This is a genomic window from Serratia sp. JSRIV001 (assembly GCF_019968745.1).
Taxonomy (GTDB): domain Bacteria; phylum Pseudomonadota; class Gammaproteobacteria; order Enterobacterales; family Enterobacteriaceae; genus Chania; species Chania fonticola_B.
On the sequence record NZ_CP074147.1, the window covers coordinates 845454 to 866325 of the forward strand.

Consider the following 20872-nt stretch of genomic DNA (forward strand, 5'->3'; position numbering starts at 1 on the left):
CCTAATAGTAAAGGGGCAAAGGTATCTGAGGGCTGGGTTAACGAAGGCTAACGCGCCATGCTCAAATCCCTCCGCCGGTATTGACCGGATCAGGTTCGACGGGTGTGCTCTCAGCGGAAAACCGTTGGCCAAAAATTGGCTTGTTCTCCGCACCCCGTTGAGTCGGCGCTATTGTAGAGGCTTAGGGGCGTGGGTGAAAGGCGATTATGCTTCCGGTGGCGCAAACCACGCAGATTTAAAATCGAACCAACCGAGGGTATTCATCCGTACCCCGCGCATGCTGCGTTGACCATGCAGTTGCAGCCAGTGATGGAATAACGGATGCAACTGATGGCTGCTGACCAGGCGCTGGCAAAACTCGGCCATGGACAGGCGATTTTCCCGCCACTGAGCGGCATCCTGCGCGATATCCTCCGTCAGACAATGTTGTATCAGCGGTAATTCGTACAGCGTGGCAAACAGAGAAAACTCCAGCGGCAGGGTGAAGTTGGCGCTGCCTAACCACAGATCGCTTTGCGCCTTGCCCTTATGCCAGACTTCATAATCCACGGCCTGCACATTGAGTTTGATACCCTGTTCGGCTAGTAGAGAGGCGATAGCCTGCTTGATTGCGTGGAACTCGGAGTGTTCGTTATAGAAGGTCAGGGTCAATTCGGTTAAGCCCGCAGGCTTGGGCTGCTGCCCCAGCACACGATTATGCAACCAGCGCGGGAGAATGCCATAGGCCGGAGCCCAGTAACGTTGGTAGAGCGGCCCGGCGTGGCTCAGCAGAGCGATAGGGTTGATCAGTTCGCTTAACCAACTGCGGATTGCCGGATCGGCCGCCAGTGCCGAACGCTGGTCGAACAACAGAAAATAACAGCCTTCTTCGAGGCGGCTTTCCAGCTCGTTCCTGCCGGTATCATCCCCTTGTAACTGGACGCCGGAGTGCGCCAGCTCTTCGGTGATTTCCGGCAATACCCAAATGTTGACCTCATCGATCAGGGCACGATAGCCAAAGTAGTCGTCAAAGGCATGAATTTTCATCTGGCTTTGGTTGTTGTGTATCACCCGATAGGGGCCGGTGCCGATCGGATGGCGGGCAAAATCCGGTAGGTTCTGCCATTCGCGCGGCAGGATCATGGCATGTACGCTGCTCAGCAGCCAGGGCAGCCAATAGTCCGGCGTGTGCAGATATACATCGATGACATAGGGCGTAGGTGAGACGATCCTGTCGATATGTGAAAATAGCGGTTGTGGGATCAGGCGGTTGAGTGAATGGATAACATCTTCCATTTCCAGCTCACGGCCATGATGAAAATGGATCGCCGGGCGAAGATAAAAGCGCCAGTGTAAAGGGGTGAGCGTTTGCCAATGATGTGAAAGATCGGGCTCAAGTTCCCCGTTTTCCTCATTTACCCGTGTCAGGCCGTTGAAAATCTGTCTTGCCAGGTGGGTTTCTGAACGACGCAGTGCCGAACCGGGTAACAGGTTGTAAAGCTGACGATAGTAGAGCACGCGCAGGATATGTTTCCCCTGGCGGAAGCTGCGCCCCAGCTGGGAAAGCAGCATTTGGCGTACTACGTCTTTATCGCCCACCAGTTGGACCAGTTGGTCGATGCGATCCTGTTCCAGCAGTTCCTCGGCGCGCTGTTGTTGCAGTGCCAATCCGGTGTAGTGAAAGCTGAGCTGTGAACGTTTACCCCGGCCGGACTCGGCCTGCCAGGTCAGCCAACCCTCGTGCTGCATGGCTCCCAGCAGCGAACGAACATGGCGGCGGGAACAGCTGAGTACCTCTGCCAACTCTTGCAGCGTGGTTTCGGTGGTTTGGCCATGGCAGCGTTGCCACAGGCGAATGAACTGTTGTTGCAGGCGTGAGGTGGACATAAAAGAGGAACTCTCTGGCATCAAGTCGTCAATTTATTTTTCCCTATATTACGCCGATAATGAGGGCAGTTGAATCAGCGGAGGGATAACAAATGACGGTTCTGTTAACTAAACAGTTTTATCAGCGTTATTTCACCGCCATCCGCCGCCAGCAGGCCGATTGGCTGCAGGTGGTCCCTGAACAGGCGCGGCTGGAGATGCTGGCCCACTTGACCCAGTGGGACATCGCCACGCTGAGCGACAAGCAATACCGTGAGCGTATCTGACGTTCACCGCAAAAGTGTTTCTGAGTAATGGTGCTTTTCACCAGCCAGTGGGGTTACCCACTGGCATTTTTATCTGCCGTCTTTACTTCCTTCGGCAATTTTCCTTCTGTAGCATAGCCTTCTTTATTTCTGGATAGGGATATCGCTATGAGTTTCAGACGCTGGTTACCGCGCCGTTTTAATCCCGTTTTTGCCGCCTTCCTGCTAATAGCCTTCCTGACCGGCATTGCTGGAGCGCTGCAAGCCCCCACGCTAAGCCTGTTTCTGACCACCGAGGTAAAGGTGCGGCCGCTATGGGTAGGCATGTTCTATACCGTGAATGCCATCGCCGGGATCATCGTCAGCTTCCTGTTGGCCAAGCGTTCGGATACCCGTGGCGATCGGCGCAAGCTGATCCTGGTGTGCTGTGCCATGGCGCTGGCCAATAGCCTGTTGTTTGCATTCAACCGTGATTATCTGACGTTGATCACCGTAGGCGTGCTGCTGGCCGCGATTGCCAATACCGCCATGCCGCAGATTTTTGCCTTGGCGCGTGAGTATGCGGACAGCTCGGCACGTGAAGTGGTGATGTTCAGTTCGGTGATGCGTGCTCAGCTTTCACTGGCCTGGGTGATCGGCCCGCCGCTGTCATTTATGTTGGCACTGAACTACGGCTTTACCGTGATGTTTATGATTGCGGCGCTGATTTTTGCCGTCAGCGTGCTGCTGGTGTGGCTGATATTGCCTTCGGTGCCCCGTGCCGACGTTGAGATCAGCGTAGATTCTCCGCCTATTGCGCCAATCAGCGCCTGGCGCGATCCCGATGTGCGCCTGCTGTTTGTGGCTTCGATGCTGATGTGGACCTGCAACACCATGTATATCATCGATATGCCGCTGTACATCACCGCCGATTTGGGCTTGCCTGAACGGCTGGCAGGTTGGCTGATGGGCACCGCCGCCGGGCTGGAAATCCCGGCTATGCTGCTGGCGGGTTATTACGTCAAACGCTTTGGCAAACGCAATATGATGCTGTTTGCGGTGGCGGCAGGCGTGCTGTTTTATGCCGGGCTGGTGTTGTTCAAGTTCCAGTCGGCCCTGATGATATTGCAGCTGTTCAACGCGGTGTTTATCGGCATTATTGCCGGGATCGGCATGTTGTATTTTCAGGATTTGATGCCGGGGCGGCCCGGTGCCGCGACCACCATGTTTACCAACAGCATTTCGACCGGGGTGATCCTGGCCGGTGTACTGCAAGGCGCGCTGGTAGAAAACTTTGGGCACTATGCGGTTTACTACCTGATTACTCTGCTTGCCATCCTGGCGCTGTGGATGAGTGCCAAAGTTCGCGAAGTGTGAGCTGTAACACCCGGTTAGTTGATACATATCATTGAGGAAACCGCTCCATTCTCACTAAGATAAACGGACTCAGAGCGTGAGCTTCACGCTCTTATCCATCTTGCTATTAAGATGCCGATCCCGTTGATAAAAGTGGGTATGTTATGGATAAACTAACGCCGCTCAAACCCGTTCCCTCCCTCTGTGCCGTTATCGCCGCTTTGCTGATCTGGTTTGTGATCCCTGTTCCAGAAGGGGTGGCACCGAATGCCTGGCATTTGCTGGCCCTGTTTATCGGGACCATCATTGCCATTATCGGCAAGGCGATGCCGATCGGCGCCGTATCCATCATTGCCATTGCGCTGGTGGCTGTGACCGGAGTGACCAACCCTGGCAAGCCGGGGGCCGCGCTGGACGATGCACTGAGTGGGTTCTCCAACCAACTCATCTGGCTGATCGGTTTCTCAATCATGATCTCTCTGAGCCTGAATAAAACAGGCCTGGGATCGCGCATTGGCTACTACTTTATCTCGCTGTTTGGCAAAAAAACGCTGGGGATCGCTTATGCGTTAACCCTGGCGGAAACCGTGCTGGCCCCGGTTACGCCGAGCAATACCGCCCGTGGCGGCGGGATTATCCACCCGATAATGAAATCGATAGCGGACAGTTTTGGCTCCAAGCCCGAGCTGAATACCTCCGGCAAGATTGGCCGCTATCTCTCGCTGGTGAACTACAACATCAACCCGATCACCTCGGCGATGTTTATCACCGCAACTGCGCCTAACCCGCTGATTGTCAATCTGATCGCCAAAGGGGCCGGTTCCGAGTTTGAACTGACCTGGGGCATGTGGGCGGTAGCGGCGCTGGTACCGGCGATCTGTTCGCTGATCGTCATGCCGCTGGTGGTTTATTGGCTGTATCCGCCGGAAATCAAAAGCACCCCGGATGCGCCATTGTTTGCACAGGATAAGCTGCAAACTCTGGGGCGGATAACCCTGCCAGAGAAAATCACGCTGGGCGTGTTTGCTCTGTTGCTGGTGCTGTGGGCCGGGGTTCCGGCGATGATTTTTGGCCCTGCACTGGCAGTTAACCCGACGACGGCTGCGGTAATTGGCCTGGCGATCCTGCTGGCAACCGGCGTACTCAGTTGGGACGACGTGTTGAAGCACAAAGGGGCCTGGGATACCGTGGTCTGGTTTGCCGCCTTGGTGATGATGGCGACCTATCTCGGCAAACTGGGTCTGATTGGCTGGCTGTCACAAACGGTAGGCTCGGGTATCGATCATATGGGGATGAGCTGGGTCGGGGGGACCATTTTGTTAACGCTCGTCTATCTCTATTCGCATTACTTCTTTGCCAGTACCACCGCGCACGTGACCGCCATGTTCGCCGCGTTCTTTGCCGCAGGTATTGCCCTTGGTGCACCACCGGCTCTGCTTGGCCTGATCCTGGCCTTCTCGTCTTCACTGATGATGTCGTTAACACATTATGCCACCGGTACCGCGCCAATCATCTTTGGGTCGGGCTATGCCACCCTGGGGGAATGGTGGAAAACCGGCTTTATCATGAGCGTGGTCAACCTGCTGATCTGGGCACTGATCGGGGGAGTATGGTGGAAGTGGCTGGGTTATTGGTGATGTTGATGAAAGCCTCACCCGCCGGGCGGCAGGTGAGGCTGAGGTTTAGTTCAGAAACGCCGGTTGCTGCGCCTCGTAGCGGGAAATCTCCGCTTCGTGCTGCAACGTCAGGCCAATGCTGTCCAAGCCGTTAATCATGCAGTGGCGGCGGAAGCTGTCGATCTCAAACGGGTAGCTTTTGCCTCCGGCATTCACCGTCTGGTTTTCCAGATCGACCACGAACTCCGTGCCTTCGTGCTCTGCAACCAGCTTAAACAGCGTATCCACATCCTGCTCGCTCAGCGTGACCGGCAGCAGCTGGTTGTTGAACGAGTTGCCGTAGAAGATATCCGCAAAGCTTGGTGCAATCACCACCTTGAAGCCGTAATCGGTCAGTGCCCATGGTGCGTGCTCACGGGATGAGCCACAGCCAAAGTTTTCCCGGGCTAACAGGATGCTGGCCCCTTTATAGCGCGGAAGGTTCAGCACAAACTCAGGGTTTGGCTGCTGGCCCGCGTCGTCCAGGAAGCGCCAGTCGTTGAACAGGTGCTGGCCGAAACCGGTGCGGGTGACTTTCTGCAGAAACTGCTTCGGGATAATGGCGTCGGTATCGACGTTGGCCGCGTCCAGAGGCACCACTAAGCCGGTATGTTGAGTAAATTTAGCCACGCTGGTGCTCCTTAATGCAATTCGCGGATGTCGGCAAAATGGCCGGTAACGGCAGCAGCGGCAGCCATTGCCGGGCTGACCAAATGGGTACGCCCACCGCGGCCCTGACGCCCTTCGAAGTTACGGTTGCTGGTTGAGGCACAGCGTTCGCCTGGGTTCAGACGGTCGTTGTTCATCGCCAGGCACATGGAGCAGCCTGGCAGACGCCATTCGAAACCAGCCTCGATAAAGATCTTGTCCAGACCTTCCTCTTCCGCCTGCGCTTTGACCGGGCCGGAGCCAGGCACCACAATTGCCTGCACGCCTGCGGCCACTTTACGGCCTTTGGCAATGGCAGCTGCGGCACGCAGATCTTCGATGCGTGAATTGGTGCAAGAGCCGATAAACACTTTATCGATTGCGACGTCAGTCAGCTTGATGCCGGGTTTCAGATCCATATAAGCCAACGCTTTTTCAGCTGAGGCACGTTCCACCGGATCGCTAAAGGAATCGGGGGTTGGGATCGCCTGATCGACCGCGATAACCTGCCCAGGGTTGGTGCCCCAGGTCACCTGTGGTGCGATATCTTCCGCGCGCAGGGTGATGGTGGTATCGAATTTGGCTTCGGCGTCGGACTTCATGGTGCGCCAGTAGGCCACGGCCTGCTCCCAGTTTTCCCCGGTAGGAGCGAACTGGCGGCCTTTCAGGTAATTGAAGGTGGTGTCGTCTGGCGCAACCAGGCCAGCTTTGGCACCCATCTCAATCGCCATGTTGCACAGCGTCATGCGGCCTTCCATGCTCAACGCTTCGATCGCTTTGCCACAAAATTCAACGACGTGGCCAGTACCGCCAGCGCTGCCGGTTTTGCCGATCACGGCCAGCACGATATCTTTGGCGGTGATACCTTCTGCGGCCTTGCCGGTGACTTCAATCTTCATCGTCTTGGCGCGGCCCTGCTTCAGGGTTTGGGTTGCCAGCACGTGTTCCACTTCCGAAGTACCGATACCGAACGCCAGCGAGCCAAAGGCGCCGTGCGTGGCGGTATGGGAGTCGCCACAGACGATGGTCATGCCCGGCAGCGTCATGCCTTGCTCAGGGCCGATAACGTGGACAATGCCCTGGAAGGGGTGGTTCAGGTCATACAGTGAGACGCCGAACTCTGCGCAGTTCTTGATCAGCTCTTGCATCTGAATGCGGGCCATCTCGCCACTGGCGTTGATGTCTTTGGTCTGGGTCGAAACGTTGTGATCCATGGTGGCAAAGGTCTTGCCCGGCTGACGCACTTTGCGCCCCATGGCACGCAGACCGTCGAAGGCCTGCGGTGAGGTCACTTCATGCACCAGATGTCGATCGATATACAGCAGCGGCGTCTCGTTTGGCGCTTCATGCACCACGTGGGCATCGTATAATTTCTGATATAAGGTCTTGGCCATGATTTACGCCCCCTCAGCCACGAAGCGGGCAATGATATCGCCCATTTCATTGGTGCCGATGGCTTTGCCAGCACCGGCCAGATCGGCGGTACGGTAGCCCTGTTCCAACGCCTGATTAATGGCGCGCTCGATCGCATCTGCAGCTTCATCGGCACCCAGGCTGTAACGCAGCAGCAGGGTGGCAGACAGAATTTGCGCGATCGGATTGGCAATGTTTTTGCCCGCGATGTCAGGTGCAGAACCACCGGCTGGTTCGTACAGGCCAAAGCCCTGTTCGTTCAAGCTGGCGGAAGGCAGCATGCCCATCGAGCCGGTGATCATGGCGCATTCGTCCGACAGGATGTCGCCGAACAGGTTGGAGCACAGCAGCACGTCGAACTGGGACGGATCTTTGATTAACTGCATGGTGGCGTTGTCGATATACATGTGCGACAGCGACACATCTGGGTAATCCTTGGCGACCTGAGTCACGACTTCACGCCACAGGATGGAGCTTTGCAACACGTTGGCTTTATCAATCGAGGTGACGATGTTGCGGCGCTTGCGGGCGGACTCGAAGGCGATACGGGCGATGCGTTCGATCTCAAAGCGGTGGTAGACCTCGGTATCAAAGGCGCGCTCATGCATGCCCTGGCCTTCACGGCCTTTGGGTTGGCCGAAGTAGATGCCGCCGGTTAACTCACGTACGCACAGAATGTCGAAGCCACGCGCGGCAATATCGGCACGCAGTGGGCAAAAATCTTCCAGACCTTGGTACAGGCGGGCAGGGCGCAGGTTGCTGAACAGTTTGAAGTGCTTACGCAGCGGCAGCAGCGCACCGCGCTCCGGCTGCTCTGCCGGTGGCAGGTGTTCCCATTTAGGGCCGCCCACCGAACCGAACAGGATGGCATCGGCCTGCTCGCAGCCGGCAACGGTCGCTGCGGGTAATGGGGTACTGTGGCGATCGATGGCAATGCCACCGACGTCATATTCACTGGTAGTGATGCGGATACCAAAGCGTTGGCGCACTGCATCCAACACTTTGTGGGCCTGGGCCATTACTTCCGGGCCGATCCCGTCTCCGGGCAAGACGGCAATGTGGTAAGTCTTAGTCATGTTCACACCGTTTCCTGATTATTTTGATGTTTGGTTTGCTGCAAGCGCTGCTTTTCTTTTTCTACTTGCTGAGAGCGCCAGATATTATTCAATACGTGGATCATCGCCTTGGCAGAAGATTCCACAATATCGGTTGCCAGGCCCACGCCATGGAAGCGGCGGCCATTGTAAGACACCACGATATCGACCTGGCCCAGAGCGTCGCGGCCCTGGCCTTTGGCGGTCAGTTGGTATTTCACCAGCTCAATCGGGTAGTCGGTAATGCGGTTGATGGCTTGGTAAACCGCATCGACCGGGCCGTTGCCCGTAGCGGCTTCGGACTTCTCTTCGTCGCCACATTTCAGTTTGACCGAGGCGGTAGCCATAATGCTGCTGCCGGACTGTACGCTGAAGTATTCCAGGCTGAAATGCTCTGGCTCTTCCTGCTGCTTGTTGATAAATGCCAGGGCTTCCAGATCGTAGTCGAACACCTGGCCTTTCTTGTCGGCCAGCTTCAGGAAAGCTGCGTACAGCACGTCCAGATTGTAATCCTGCTCCTTGTAGCCCATCTCTTCCATGCGGTGTTTTACCGCCGCGCGGCCGGAACGAGAGGTCAGGTTCAACTGGACATCTTTCAGACCGATGGTCTGCGGGGTCATGATTTCGTAGTTCTCGCGGTTTTTCAGCACGCCGTCCTGGTGGATACCGGAGGAGTGAGCGAAGGCGTTGGAACCGACGATGGCCTTGTTGGCTGGAATGGGCATATTGCACAGTTGGCTGACCAACTGGCTGGTACGGTAGATTTCCTGATGATTGATATTGGTATGCACCTGCATAAAGTCCTGGCGCACCTTGATGGCCATGATCACTTCTTCCAGTGAACAGTTACCGGCGCGTTCGCCGATGCCGTTCAAGGTGCCTTCTACCTGGCGGGCACCGGCCTGGACGGCAGCGATAGAGTTACCCACGGCCATGCCCAAATCGTCGTGGCAGTGGACGGAGATAATCGCCTTATCAATATTTGGCACGCGGTCGTACAGCGTAGTGATGATGCCGCCGAACTGGTTTGGCGTGGTATAGCCAACGGTATCAGGGATATTAATGGTAGTGGCACCGGCGTTGATGGCGGCTTCTACCACGCGGCACAGGTTATCAATCGGGGTTCGGCCAGCGTCTTCACAGGAGAACTCTACGTCATCGGTATAGTTACGGGCGCGTTTCACGGAGCGCACCGCCATTTCCAGCACCTGGTCGAAAGAGCGCTTCAGTTTGGATTCGATATGCAGGGTGGAGGTGGCCAGGAAGACGTGAATACGGAAGGCCTCGGCCACGCGTAATGCTTCGGCAGCGACGTCAATGTCGTTATCAACACAGCGTGCCAGACCACAAACGCGGCTGTTTTTGATCTGGCGGGCAATGGTTTGTACCGACTCGAAGTCCCCAGGGGAGGAGACTGGGAAGCCGACTTCCATTACATCGACACCCATTCTTTCCAGCGCCATGGCGATCTGGATTTTTTCTTTAACGCTCAGGCTCGCCTGCAGCGCCTGTTCACCATCACGCAATGTGGTATCGAAAATAATGACTTGTTGGCTCATCGTGTTGTTCCTTGTCGTGTTTGTTTCACGCTAAGCGGGTAAAAAAAAACCCGCGCAGTAGCGCGGGTTTTGCAGATGATGGGCTGAATCAGCTTTGAACCCCGTCCACCAGCGTACCGCGCACATAAGATGCGTTTAGTAGTAGGCCTAGTAGACGGTGGGTACGGATCATGGCGGTCAGCTTCTCTAAAATTGTTTCGTTGCCTAATTTGATACTTTATTGGCCGGGGCATGTCAACACCTGATTAAATCAGGGGTATTGAAAAGCGTGGCACCCGCGGGGATGGTGCTAGTTGGAAACTCGGTAAAACCCTCCTGGGCCAGCGCTAAATCCGCAGGTGATCGGGAGTTTATTAGCATAAATGGTTTGAAAGTGGCACTGTCGCATTGATTAACAACACTACTAGGTTAAAATTTTTCGTTGGCGCAAAAAACCAGCAAACGTGGTTTGATGGGATGCTGATGTTGCGGGCTTGATATTCATGGTGTCAATTTTTCGTTGTTGATCTATTCGTAATTCGTATTCTTAACGCTGAACTGAGCGGCTACAATCAATTAAGTGATGCTAAAGAGACCTATTTTGCTACGGCATGATTGTCCATTAACGCATTTTATGGTCTGATCCAGAGGTTGAGGGTACCAAACAGGTATCCATAACTCAGGTGTTTTGCCTGCCAATTTTGTTTGTATGCCATCGGCGAGTTGCGAACCGATGTGCCAAGGCTACCTAACGACGAACAATGCCTAATATGCACCGCTGTGACATATTTTTATAGGATGATGCCCGATTGCTATCTGACAAGTGTAGTCAAAAGGGATAACTAATTTCGCTGTGTGGGAATAACGTAGCGTGCCTTTTCCCGTTATTCCCCTGCGCGCTAGCGAGATTATCTACATGGGACTTAGTGGAGTTTGGATATGTCCGAATATAATTCAGGAACTGTCTTGAGGAAAGAAAACGGTGATATTCATTTGCGCAGTGTGGATCTTAATTTACTCACTGTTTTTGATGCAGTTATGCAGATGCAGAATATTACCAAGGCGGCAAATTCCTTAGGGATGTCGCAGCCGGCGGTCAGCAATGCCGTGTCGCGTTTGAAGATCATGTTCAACGACGAGCTGTTTGTCCGCTTCGGCCGTGGCATTCAGCCTACCATGCGCGCCCGCCAACTTTTTGGCCCGGTACGCCAGGCACTGCAGCTGGTACAAAATGAACTGCCAGGCGCTGGCTTTGATGCCCTGAGCAGCGAACGCCTCTTTGTGCTTTCTATCTGCAGCCCGCTAGATATTCGTCTGACAGCCAAAATAATCAACAACGTCAAGAGCATGGCTCCCAACGTGCAGATACAGACCAAGTCTTACATGAGCACTAACATCGAGCATCAGTTACGCTATCAGGAGACCGAGTTTGTTATTGGCTATAGCCGCCTTGAACATCCCGAGTTCCAGGATATTGCCTTATTCGATGATGAATTGACCCTGGTTGCCGCACAGTCTCACCCGCGCCTGGTGGGTACCATTAGCCAGAAACAGATGTTGGCGGAGCAGCATGCCGTCATCGCATTAGAGCGTTTTTGTTCCTTTAGCAAACCCTACTATCTTGACGAAACCCTACAACGCAATGTCACCCAGCAATGTACCGACCTGTTCAGCGTATTGAATCTGGTCGCCATGACCGAGATGGTGGCAATCGCTCCTCGTTGGTTTGCCCAGCAGCACGCACAAGCCTTGCAGCTAAAATTAATTCCGCTGCCTTGGGAGAGAAAAACCGCCACCTGTTATCTTTCCTGGCATGAGTCCGCCGAGCGTGATGAAGGCCATCAGTGGATGAAGTCCGTTCTTAGCCAAGCGGGTGTATTGCGCTAATTAGTGATTTATTGGCCCAGCGCGCTTTCGAGTGCGTCGGGTTGATAATGGATAGCGCAAAACAATAATTAAGAATAGGCTCAAGAGAAACTAAGATTATTCCGTATAATGACTCCATAGGAAATATCATTTACCCCGAGGGTTAATTAATTTGAGTGACTGAAACGCTATTCTGCCCCAAACGATACTGCCACTATTTTAACCTGTCACTTCTCCCTTCTTGTCGTCGATCCCACTTTGTCTGTTTGGTGTAAACCTTTCGCACTCCCTTTTGTCCAAGATCAAGAGAAATGAGTACAAGCGCGTTTTGGCTCACACTTCTACGCTGAAATCCCTTTTCCCACAGCCGGAGACTAGGTAGACTGCGCAAAAAAAGTAAACACGTGTAAGCTGAGATGTGAGAGCTTCCGCTCCGGTCGCGGTTAACTGGTTGATAAATTTCAGGCATAGAGCGCTATGACCAATACCTTGCAGCATTACCATCAGGTTGAACGTATACAGCATCAAATTACTAACCGTGCAGAACATACGGCTTTCCGTCAGTGGTCCCCTCAGGGAGAAACACGGTTGACCTGGGCGCAGGTTGGGGCGCATATGCAACATATTGGCTGCGCCTTGCTGGCACTGGGCGTTGAGGTACAGGAACGTATCGCGATTTTTGCCAACAACAGCATGGCCTGGTCGTTGGCCGATTTGGCGATCCTCGAACTGCGGGCGGTCAGCGTGCCGCTTTATGCCACCAACACCCCGGCTCAGGCGGCATTTATCATTAACGATGCCGATATCCGCATTCTGTTTGTCGGCGAGCAAGCACAGCTGGATGCCGCGATTGCGCTGCGTGGCGTATGCCCGCAACTGACCCATATTATTGTCTTTGATGCTTCAGCCGATTTGCGCGGCTGTGAGATTGCCCAACACCTTCATCATTTCGAACGTCTTGCGGATATCGAGCGTTTCGATGCCCTGCGTCAGCAAAGAATTGCCGAGCGCGATTTGAAGGATTTGTTCACCCTTATCTACACCTCAGGCACCACCGGGGAGCCGAAAGGCGTGATGCTTGACTACCGCAATATGGCCGCACAGCTGCAGCTGCATGACGATCGCCTTACGGTGACGGCGGATGACGTTTCCCTCAGCTTCCTGCCACTGTCACACGTGTTTGAACGTGCCTGGAGCTTCTTTATCATGCATTCGGGCGCGCAGAACGTTTATCTGCCCAATACCGACTGGGTGCGGGAAGCGATGGCCGATGTCAAACCGACCCTGATGTGCGCAGTGCCACGCTTTTATGAAAAAATCTTCAGTGCGGTGCATGAAAAGGTCGCTCGTGCGCCCTGGTTGCGGCGTGCCTTATTCCACTGGGCCATCGTCTGTGGTGAACGCAAGTTCCTTCAGGAAAGGGCAGGGAAACCGTTAGGCAAGCTGTTCGACCTCTCTCACCGCTGGGCTGACAAGCTGGTGTTAAGCAAGCTGCGGGGGATCCTGGGGGGGCGGGTGCGCTTCTTGCCAGCGGCCGGTGCCAAGCTTGATGACAACGTCATTCTGTTCTTCCAGGCGATGGGCATTAACATCAAATACGGCTATGGCATGACGGAAACCTGTGCCACGGTCTCCTGCTGGGAAGAAAACAACTTCCGCTTTGGTTCGATCGGCAAGCCACTGCCCGGCGTGGAAGTGCGCATTGGCGATGAAAATGAAATTCAGGTGCGTGGGCCAATAGTGATGCGCGGCTATTTCAATAAACCGCTGGAGACGGCCGATAGCTTTACCGCTGACGGCTGGCTGAAAACCGGCGATGCCGGCATGATCGACGATGGCGGCAACCTGTTTATTACCGAGCGGCTGAAGGATCTGATGAAGACCTCCGGCGGCAAATACATTGCGCCACAGATGCTGGAAGGTACCCTGGCGCAGGACCGCTTTATTGAACAGGTTGCGATCGTTGCCGATGCACGCAAATTTGTCTCCGCATTGATCGTTCCGAGCTTCGAGTCGTTGGAAGAGTATGCCAAATCGGTCAATCTGAAATATCAGGATCGGCTCGAGCTGCTGCGCAACAGCCATATCATCGAAATGTTCGAAAAGCGTCTGCGGGAGATGCAAAAAGAGTTGGCCCTGTTTGAACAGGTGAAAAAATTTACCCTGCTGCCGGCGGCCTTCTCGATGGAATTGGGGGAGCTGACTCCGACGCTGAAGCTGCGTCGCAAGGTGATCCTACAGCGTTACCAGCATGAAATTGAGTCCATGTATCAGGAAAAATGATGATAGGGGCGCGCAGGTGGACGAAAAATCCGCAGTCTCCCTTGCCTGATATAGTTCTGTAATTACCTCAACCCTCAAAACAATGCCTAGCTGAATAACCACTCAGCTAGTGCATAGTTTTGCCAAGCCGCGCATCTCCAGCCTGATGGCAATACCCTTGCCCACGATAAGCCATTTTGCCGTTTGCCTGCCCCATATTCTGACGCTATGTTAAGAGTCCAAAACGTCCATAAGATTTTTGGGGCCATGCCCCAGACAGGACAGGCGCTACGTTCCGGCGTCAGACAAGAACAAGCTATGTAAGCCTGGAGGCAAACCCATGGAAATATTGTCAGGAGCCGAGATGGTCGTCCGATCGCTGATCGATCAGGGCGTTAAGCATGTATTCGGCTATCCGGGCGGGGCGGTACTCGATATCTATGATGCCCTGCACACGGTGGGGGGCATCGATCATATTCTGGTGCGCCATGAGCAAGGGGCGGTGCATATGGCCGATGGCTATGCACGAGCGACTGGTGAAGTGGGCGTAGTGCTGGTCACTTCCGGCCCTGGGGCCACCAACGCCATTACCGGCATCGCCACCGCCTATATGGATTCCATCCCGATGGTGGTGCTATCTGGCCAGGTGCCGAGCTCGCTGATTGGCTACGATGCCTTCCAGGAGTGCGACATGGTGGGCATCTCCCGCCCGGTGGTAAAACACAGCTTCCTGGTCAAGCGTACCGAAGACATACCTTCCGTGCTGAAAAAGGCGTTTTACCTGGCTTCTACCGGCCGCCCTGGCCCTGTGGTGGTCGATCTGCCGAAGGATATCGTTGGCCCGGCGGTAAGAATGCCTTACGCGTATCCGCAGGACGTCAGCATGCGTTCCTACAACCCGACGGTGCAAGGACACCGCGGGCAGATCAAACGCGCCCTACAGACCATTCTGGCGGCAAAAAAGCCGATCATGTACGTGGGCGGCGGGGCCATCAATTCAGAGTGCCATGAAGAGTTGCTGCAACTGGCGGAAAAGCTGAACCTGCCGGTCACCTGTACGCTGATGGGGTTGGGGGCGTTCCCAGGGACTCACCGCCAAAGCGTCGGTATGCTGGGCATGCACGGCACCTATGAAGCCAACAAGACCATGCATCATTCCGACGTGATTTTTGCCGTTGGGGTGCGCTTTGACGATCGCACTACCAACAACCTGGCCAAATACTGCCCGGATGCCACGGTGCTGCATATCGATATCGACCCGACCTCCATTTCCAAAACGGTGGATGCCGATATTCCTATCGTTGGCGATGCCAAACAGGTGCTGACGCAGATGCTGGAACTGCTGGCGCATGAAGACAAAGCGCAGGATTTCGATGCGCTGCGTGACTGGTGGCAGTCCATTGAGCAGTGGCGCGCGCGCGATTGCCTGGGCTACAACAAAGACAGTGGCACCATCAAACCTCAGGCGGTGATCGAAACGCTGCACCGCCTGACCAAGGGCGATGCCTATGTCACCTCCGACGTTGGCCAGCACCAGATGTTTGCCGCACTCTATTATCCGTTCGATAAACCGCGCCGTTGGATCAACTCTGGTGGCCTGGGCACTATGGGCTTTGGCTTACCAGCCGCCCTTGGGGTGAAACTGGCACTGCCAGACGAAACGGTAGTGTGCGTCACCGGTGACGGCAGCATTCAGATGAATATCCAGGAGCTGTCCACGGCTCTGCAGTACAATCTGCCGGTGGTGGTGGTCAACCTCAATAACCGCTACCTGGGTATGGTGAAGCAGTGGCAGGACATGATCTATTCTGGCCGCCATTCGCAGTCCTATATGGATTCCTTGCCGGACTTCGTCAAGCTGGCGGAAGCCTATGGCCATGTCGGCATCGCCATTCGTACCCCGGATGAGCTGGAAAGCAAGCTGGCGCAGGCGCTGGCTGAAAAAGAACGTCTGGTGTTTGTCGATGTGACCGTCGACGAGACTGAACATGTTTATCCAATGCAGATCCGCGGTGGAAGCATGGACGAAATGTGGCTAAGCAAAACGGAGAGAACCTGATGAAGCGCCGTATCTTATCGGTATTACTGGAAAACGAATCCGGTGCGTTGTCGCGCGTCGTCGGGCTGTTCTCTCAGCGTGGCTACAACATCGAAAGCCTGACGGTTGCTCCTACCGATGATCCAACCTTGTCGCGCATGACGATCCAGACGGTGGGTGATGAAAAGGTACTGGAGCAGATAGAGAAGCAGTTGCATAAGCTGGTTGACGTTTTACGCGTCAGTGAGCTGGTGCAAGGGGCTCACGTTGAGCGTGAAATCATGCTGGTGAAGCTGCAGGCTAGCGGCTACGGTCGTGAAGAGGTGAAACGCAGCACGGATATCTTCCGTGGCCAGATTGTGGATGTCACCTCGTCGCTTTACACCGTGCAGTTGGCGGGGACCAGCGACAAGCTGGACGCCTTCCTCAACGCCGTACGTGAAGTGGCGGAAATCGTCGAAGTGGCCCGCTCGGGGATTGTTGGCGTGTCGCGCGGCGACAAGATTATGCGCTGATAGCGGGTTTTCTGCACTGTATCCGGGGCGTGGCAGGTTTGCTGCGCCCTTTCTTTTTAATTTTTTGCCCATTTGCTGGCACCTTTGGGCGAAAGCGGTTGCTCGGCCGTGTTTTCTGCTGTTAGATCGCCATTACGGGTTGAATAACCATAGTGACTATCATGGTTACTCATTACCCTTCCGCTTTCGGTTCGCTGCATGCTTAGCCGTACATTGAAAGCGTGGGGTAAACAACGCCACAGGATCCATTGTCATTTTGAGAGTCATTTAAAGGGGTTAACGTGAAACTGGATGAAATCGCGCGTCTCGCAGGCGTTTCGCGCACTACGGCCAGTTATGTCATCAACGGCAAGGCGAAGCAGTATCGTGTCAGCGATAAAACCGTCGAAAAAGTGATGGCCGTGGTCAGGGAGCACAATTATCACCCGAATGCCGTAGCGGCAGGGCTGCGTGCAGGCCGCACTCGTTCTATCGGCCTGGTGATCCCGGATCTGGAAAATACCAGCTATACCCGCATCGCCAACTACCTGGAACGCCAGGCGCGTCAGCGCGGTTATCAACTGTTGATCGCCTGCTCGGAAGATCAGCCGGATAATGAAATGCGCTGTATTGAGCACCTGCTGCAACGCCAGGTCGATGCGATCATCGTCTCCACGGCGTTACCGCCGGAGCATCCTTTCTATCAACGCTGGGCTAACGATCCTTTCCCGATTATTGCATTGGATCGCGCTCTGGATCGTGAACACTTTATCAGCGTGGTGGGGGCCGATCAGGAAGACGCCTTTGCCCTGGCGCAGGAGTTACGCACTTTCCCCGCCAAGTCGGTGTTGTATCTGGGGGCTTTGCCTGAGCTTTCGGTCAGCTTCTTGCGTGAGCAGGGGTTCCGTCAGGCCTGGCAGGATGATGAGCGGCAGGTGGATTATCTGTATGCCAACAGCTATGAACGTGAAGCAGCTGGCGTACTGTTCGCTGAATGGTTGAAAACCCATCCGATGCCACAGGCGCTGTTTACCACCTCATTCTCGCTGTTGCAGGGCGTGATGGACGTAACGCTGAAACAGCGTGGGCGTTTACCGGCGGATCTGGCAATTGCCACCTTTGGTGATCATGAGCTATTGGATTTCCTGGAGTGCCCAGTGCTTGCCGTGGCCCAGCGGCACCGTGATGTTGCCGAGCGGGTGCTGGAACTGGTGCTTGCCAGCCTGGATGAACCGCGTAAACCCAAACCGGGTATGACGCGCATTCGCCGTAACCTGTTCCGCCGCGGTAGCCTGAGCCGCAAGTAATCTTCAAGGGGCCGTCATTCGGCCCCTAAACGTAACCCACCACGCGAAACAGCCTGCGGCAATATTCCAGAAAATAGCCGTACACCACGCCCATCGCCATTGAGATCACCGCATTACTGGTCACCGCGGCCAGGATCTGCTGGCCGTCAGCACCCACGCTCCACAGAATGGCTGCGTAAACCGGCGATTGGAAACTGACATAAGCCAACAGATCGGCCAGGTTACGCAGCAAAAACTGCCCGCGTGGGCTGCGGCGTGCGGTGGCGATAAAGAAATCGCGGTAGCGGCCGTAGGGCCAGGCGATCAGGATATTGACGGGGATCGATACCACCCGGGAGGAGAGCGATTGGCTAAAGCTCATGCCCGAAATCAGTATTTCAATCGCCATCCCGACGATAAAACAGTACACCACCAGCGCAAAAGTATCGGCGGCAGCGCTGCGCCATGGTGAAACGGCTCTAGACATGACACGATCCCTGAATTTATCGGTTAATATGTTGTTTGTTAATGTTAATTAGGTGTTATTAACTGACCTTTGTGCTATTTAGTAGTCTACTTGACTGCATTGATTGTTATAAGTGGCTTAAAATTTTTATTTTTAACATTTGGGTGATTTTTATCCTGACAATAGGGGGGAAAGCGCGTAAAGCAGGAATTTAAAATTGCAGTTGTAGAAATTATCATTATTAACAGTGCGTTATGATTATGTGGCGACGGTGAGATGACGGTTTTGCGGCTGATTTAGCGATAGGCTCACTAAATTTACGTATATTCCTAAAGTCGCAAAAAAATCCAGATGAATTGTAAATAGGTGTTTTGAGAATAATCTTACCATTTTGATTTGAATCATAATTAGCGGCTTGAGCCAGTGCTTCGCCATTTATTTTATCTTTGGGTTGTTCTTTGACGGAATAATTGAAGTAAAATAGCGCGCCGTTGGCAGCGAAATACTCGCTGAGTGTTATTAACTCAAGGGCTTATCGCATTTCCCTGCTGGCAGGCGGCTTGCGGCCAAGCCTTGACCGATGCGGGATGCGGTGGGGTTGTCCCCGCCGAGAGCGATGTTGAAAAGTGAGACCTGGATTGCAGAAGGACATAATGAGTTATTTAATCGTCAATTTGTGTTTATTTTAATCACACTCTTTCCGCTTAGAAAATTCTCCTCTTTAATCATGATGTTAATTTATATTCATGCAATAAATAGCGTTCCTTTCGTGAGCCAGCCTCCAGAATATGCCTATAAATATTGCCAAACCGCTCTTGCTCTGGCTTGACAAGGTTTTCATACCCTCCGTAAACTCCCTTATGTGGGAATTTGTGGTGTAAAGTGGTGAAAAGGGTCACGAGGGGGTAGCTCAGGTATGTTTCGTGGGGCAACGCTGGTCAACCTCGACAGTAAAGGACGGCTCGCCGTACCAACCCGTTATCGGGATTTACTGAATGAGGAATCGCAAGGCCAAATGGTTTGCACCATTGACCTCCATCAGCCCTGCCTGCTGCTTTATCCATTACCTCAATGGGAAATCATCGAGCAAAAGTTGTCCCGTCTGTCGAGCATGAATCCCGCCGAGCGCCGCGTCCAGCGCTTGCTGTTGGGCCATGCCAGCGAGTGTCAGATGGATAATGCCGGCCGGTTGCTGTTAGCCAATACGCTACGCCAACATGCCGGGCTTACTAAAGAAGTGATGCTGGTCGGGCAGTTCAACAAGTTTGAACTGTGGGATGAACAGACCTGGTATCAACAAGTCAAGGATGATATTGACGCGGAACAATCCACTCAGGAACCGTTGTCTGAGCGGCTACAGGACTTGTCACTATAAGCATGCTGGAAAATTATAAACATACGACCGTATTGCTGGATGAGGCCGTGAAGGGTCTCAATATTCGCAGTAACGGCATCTACATCGACGGTACTTTTGGTCGCGGTGGTCATTCTCGTCTGATCTTGTCCCAACTGGGGCCGGAAGGACGCTTGTTGGCTATCGATCGCGATCCGCAGGCAATTGCCGCAGCTCAATCTATTGCAGACCCACGTTTTACTATCATCCACGGACCGTTTTCCGATTTGGCTGACTATGTGCAGCAACGGGAACTGGTGGGCAAGATCGACGGCGTATTGCTCGACTTGGGTGTTTCTTCCCCTCAGTTGGATGACGCAGAACGCGGATTTTCCTTTATGCGTGACGGCCCGCTGGATATGCGTATGGACCCTTCAAGCGGCCAATCCGCCGCCGAATGGTTGATGAAAGCGGAAGCCGACGATATTGCCTGGGTGCTGAAAACCTTCGGTGAAGAGCGCTTCGCCAAACGCATCGCCCGCGCCATCGTAGAAAGAAACCGCGTAGAGCCGATGACCCGTACCAAGGAACTGGCCGAGCTGATCGCCCATGCCAGCCCGTTCCGTGATAAGCATAAACACCCGGCAACCCGCAGTTTCCAGGCGATCCGTATCTACATCAACAGCGAGCTGGAAGAGATCGAGCGTGCGCTGGACGGTGCATTAGCCGTGTTGGCACCAGAAGGCCGCCTGTCGATCATCAGCTTCCATTCGTTGGAAGACCGTATCGTCAAAAGCTTTATGCGCCACCACAGCCGTGGTGCCCAGGTTCCGGCAGGAATTCCGCTAACCGAAGCGCAGTTGCGTGAAATGGGCGGCCGTACGCTGAAAGCCTTGGGCAAAATGAAGCCAGGTGATGTTGAAGTGGCGGAAAACCCACGGGCGCGCAGTTCCGTACTGCGTATTGCCGAGAGGATGCCTGCGTGATTGGTAATGAGCGCCACGGTTTAGTTGGCGTCATCGGAGGCGATCTGCTGCGTAACGCCAAGATCCCGCTGATTTTGATGATTGCCGCGCTGGTTTCCGCCGTGTTTGTGGTGACCACCGCGCACCGTACCCGCCTGCTGACCGCCGAGCGCGAACAGTTGGTGCTGGAGAGAGATGCGCTGGATATCGAATGGCGCAACCTGATCCTGGAAGAGAATGCCCTTGGCGATCACAGCCGCGTAGAGCGTATCGCCACCGAAAAACTGCAGATGCAACACGTTGATCCATCGCAGGAAATTATTATTGTCAAGCCATGAGTGGTTTAGCCGAAGTCACGATACGGAGCA

17 protein-coding genes and 1 riboswitch are annotated in these 20872 nt (G+C 54.3%); of the genes, 11 read left to right on the forward strand and 6 right to left on the reverse strand.

Features of this window, described 5'->3' with window-relative positions; all coding sequences use genetic code 11:
- Positions 1 to 48 precede the first annotated feature (48 nt).
- A riboswitch (TPP riboswitch) is annotated at positions 49 to 167 on the reverse strand.
- A 37-nt stretch (positions 168 to 204) separates the two neighbouring features.
- Positions 205 to 1866 carry an HTH-type transcriptional regulator SgrR gene (gene sgrR, locus KGP17_RS03775; protein WP_094982155.1) on the reverse strand — a complete coding sequence of 554 codons (1662 nt, stop codon included), beginning with the start codon at positions 1864 to 1866 and terminating at the stop codon, positions 205 to 207.
- A 92-nt stretch (positions 1867 to 1958) separates the two neighbouring features.
- On the opposite strand from sgrR, the gene sgrT reads away from it, so the two are divergent.
- The 3 genes from sgrT (at position 1959) to KGP17_RS03790 (ending at position 5083) form a co-directional block, all read left to right on the forward strand.
- The gene (sgrT, locus tag KGP17_RS03780) at positions 1959 to 2132 is read left to right on the forward strand and encodes a glucose uptake inhibitor SgrT (protein ID WP_071682170.1); all 174 of its coding nucleotides are present in this window, start codon (positions 1959 to 1961) and stop codon (positions 2130 to 2132) included.
- A gap of 147 nt (positions 2133 to 2279) precedes the next feature.
- Entirely contained in the window at positions 2280 to 3467 is a 1188-nt protein-coding gene (locus KGP17_RS03785; RefSeq protein WP_059199730.1) for a sugar efflux transporter, read from the forward strand.
- A 143-nt stretch (positions 3468 to 3610) separates the two neighbouring features.
- On the forward strand, positions 3611 to 5083 hold the full coding sequence (locus tag KGP17_RS03790) for a DASS family sodium-coupled anion symporter (protein ID WP_059199731.1): 1473 nt from the start codon (positions 3611 to 3613) through the stop codon (positions 5081 to 5083).
- A 45-nt stretch (positions 5084 to 5128) separates the two neighbouring features.
- Here KGP17_RS03790 and leuD read toward each other — a convergent pair whose 3' ends face one another.
- From leuD to leuA, 4 genes are read right to left on the reverse strand one after another with little or no spacing between them, the layout of a single operon-like run.
- Complete coding sequence (leuD, locus tag KGP17_RS03795; RefSeq protein ID WP_024483541.1) at positions 5129 to 5731, reverse strand: 3-isopropylmalate dehydratase small subunit; 603 nt, start codon at positions 5729 to 5731, stop codon at positions 5129 to 5131.
- 11 nt (positions 5732 to 5742) lie between these two features.
- Positions 5743 to 7143 (reverse strand): 3-isopropylmalate dehydratase large subunit, encoded by a 1401-nt coding sequence (gene leuC / locus KGP17_RS03800; protein WP_223498878.1) that lies wholly within the window; start codon positions 7141 to 7143, stop codon positions 5743 to 5745.
- Positions 7144 to 7146: 3 nt separating this feature from the next.
- Entirely contained in the window at positions 7147 to 8238 is a 1092-nt protein-coding gene (gene leuB / locus KGP17_RS03805) for a 3-isopropylmalate dehydrogenase (RefSeq protein ID WP_024483539.1), read from the reverse strand.
- A gap of 2 nt (positions 8239 to 8240) precedes the next feature.
- Positions 8241 to 9815 carry a 2-isopropylmalate synthase gene (gene leuA, locus KGP17_RS03810; protein ID WP_021179308.1) on the reverse strand — a complete coding sequence of 525 codons (1575 nt, stop codon included), beginning with the start codon at positions 9813 to 9815 and terminating at the stop codon, positions 8241 to 8243.
- Positions 9816 to 10733: 918 nt separating this feature from the next.
- Here leuA and leuO point away from each other — a divergent pair.
- From leuO to cra, 5 genes are all read left to right on the forward strand, one after another.
- Positions 10734 to 11681, forward strand: a complete 948-nt coding sequence (gene leuO, locus KGP17_RS03815; RefSeq protein WP_059199733.1) for a transcriptional regulator LeuO — start codon at positions 10734 to 10736, stop codon at positions 11679 to 11681.
- Between the two features lie 456 nt (positions 11682 to 12137).
- Complete coding sequence (locus tag KGP17_RS03820) at positions 12138 to 13943, forward strand: long-chain fatty acid--CoA ligase (RefSeq protein ID WP_223498879.1); 1806 nt, start codon at positions 12138 to 12140, stop codon at positions 13941 to 13943.
- A gap of 319 nt (positions 13944 to 14262) precedes the next feature.
- Positions 14263 to 15981: an acetolactate synthase 3 large subunit gene (ilvI, locus tag KGP17_RS03825; RefSeq protein ID WP_039995484.1), complete on the forward strand. Its 1719-nt coding sequence runs from the start codon at positions 14263 to 14265 to the stop codon at positions 15979 to 15981.
- Positions 15981 to 16475: an acetolactate synthase small subunit gene (gene ilvN / locus KGP17_RS03830; RefSeq protein ID WP_021179312.1), complete on the forward strand. Its 495-nt coding sequence runs from the start codon at positions 15981 to 15983 to the stop codon at positions 16473 to 16475. The genes ilvI and ilvN overlap by 1 nt, the downstream gene beginning before the upstream one ends.
- Positions 16476 to 16756: 281 nt before the next feature.
- Entirely contained in the window at positions 16757 to 17761 is a 1005-nt protein-coding gene (gene cra / locus KGP17_RS03835; RefSeq protein ID WP_021179314.1) for a catabolite repressor/activator, read from the forward strand.
- Positions 17762 to 17786: 25 nt separating this feature from the next.
- On the opposite strand, the gene KGP17_RS03840 is transcribed toward cra, so the two are convergent.
- The gene (locus KGP17_RS03840; RefSeq protein WP_021179315.1) at positions 17787 to 18227 is read right to left on the reverse strand and encodes an L-alanine exporter AlaE; all 441 of its coding nucleotides are present in this window, start codon (positions 18225 to 18227) and stop codon (positions 17787 to 17789) included.
- An 895-nt stretch (positions 18228 to 19122) separates the two neighbouring features.
- Between KGP17_RS03840 and mraZ the strand changes: the two genes are divergently transcribed.
- From mraZ to ftsL, 3 genes are read left to right on the forward strand one after another with little or no spacing between them, the layout of a single operon-like run.
- Positions 19123 to 19581, forward strand: coding sequence for a division/cell wall cluster transcriptional repressor MraZ (mraZ, locus tag KGP17_RS03845; RefSeq protein ID WP_025120486.1), 459 nt, complete (start codon positions 19123 to 19125; stop codon positions 19579 to 19581).
- 2 nt (positions 19582 to 19583) lie between these two features.
- On the forward strand, positions 19584 to 20525 hold the full coding sequence (gene rsmH / locus KGP17_RS03850; RefSeq protein ID WP_021179317.1) for a 16S rRNA (cytosine(1402)-N(4))-methyltransferase RsmH: 942 nt from the start codon (positions 19584 to 19586) through the stop codon (positions 20523 to 20525).
- Positions 20522 to 20842, forward strand: a complete 321-nt coding sequence (gene ftsL / locus KGP17_RS03855) for a cell division protein FtsL (RefSeq protein ID WP_021179318.1) — start codon at positions 20522 to 20524, stop codon at positions 20840 to 20842. Before rsmH ends, ftsL begins: the two co-directional genes overlap by 4 nt.
- The last annotated feature ends 30 nt before the right edge of the window (positions 20843 to 20872 follow it).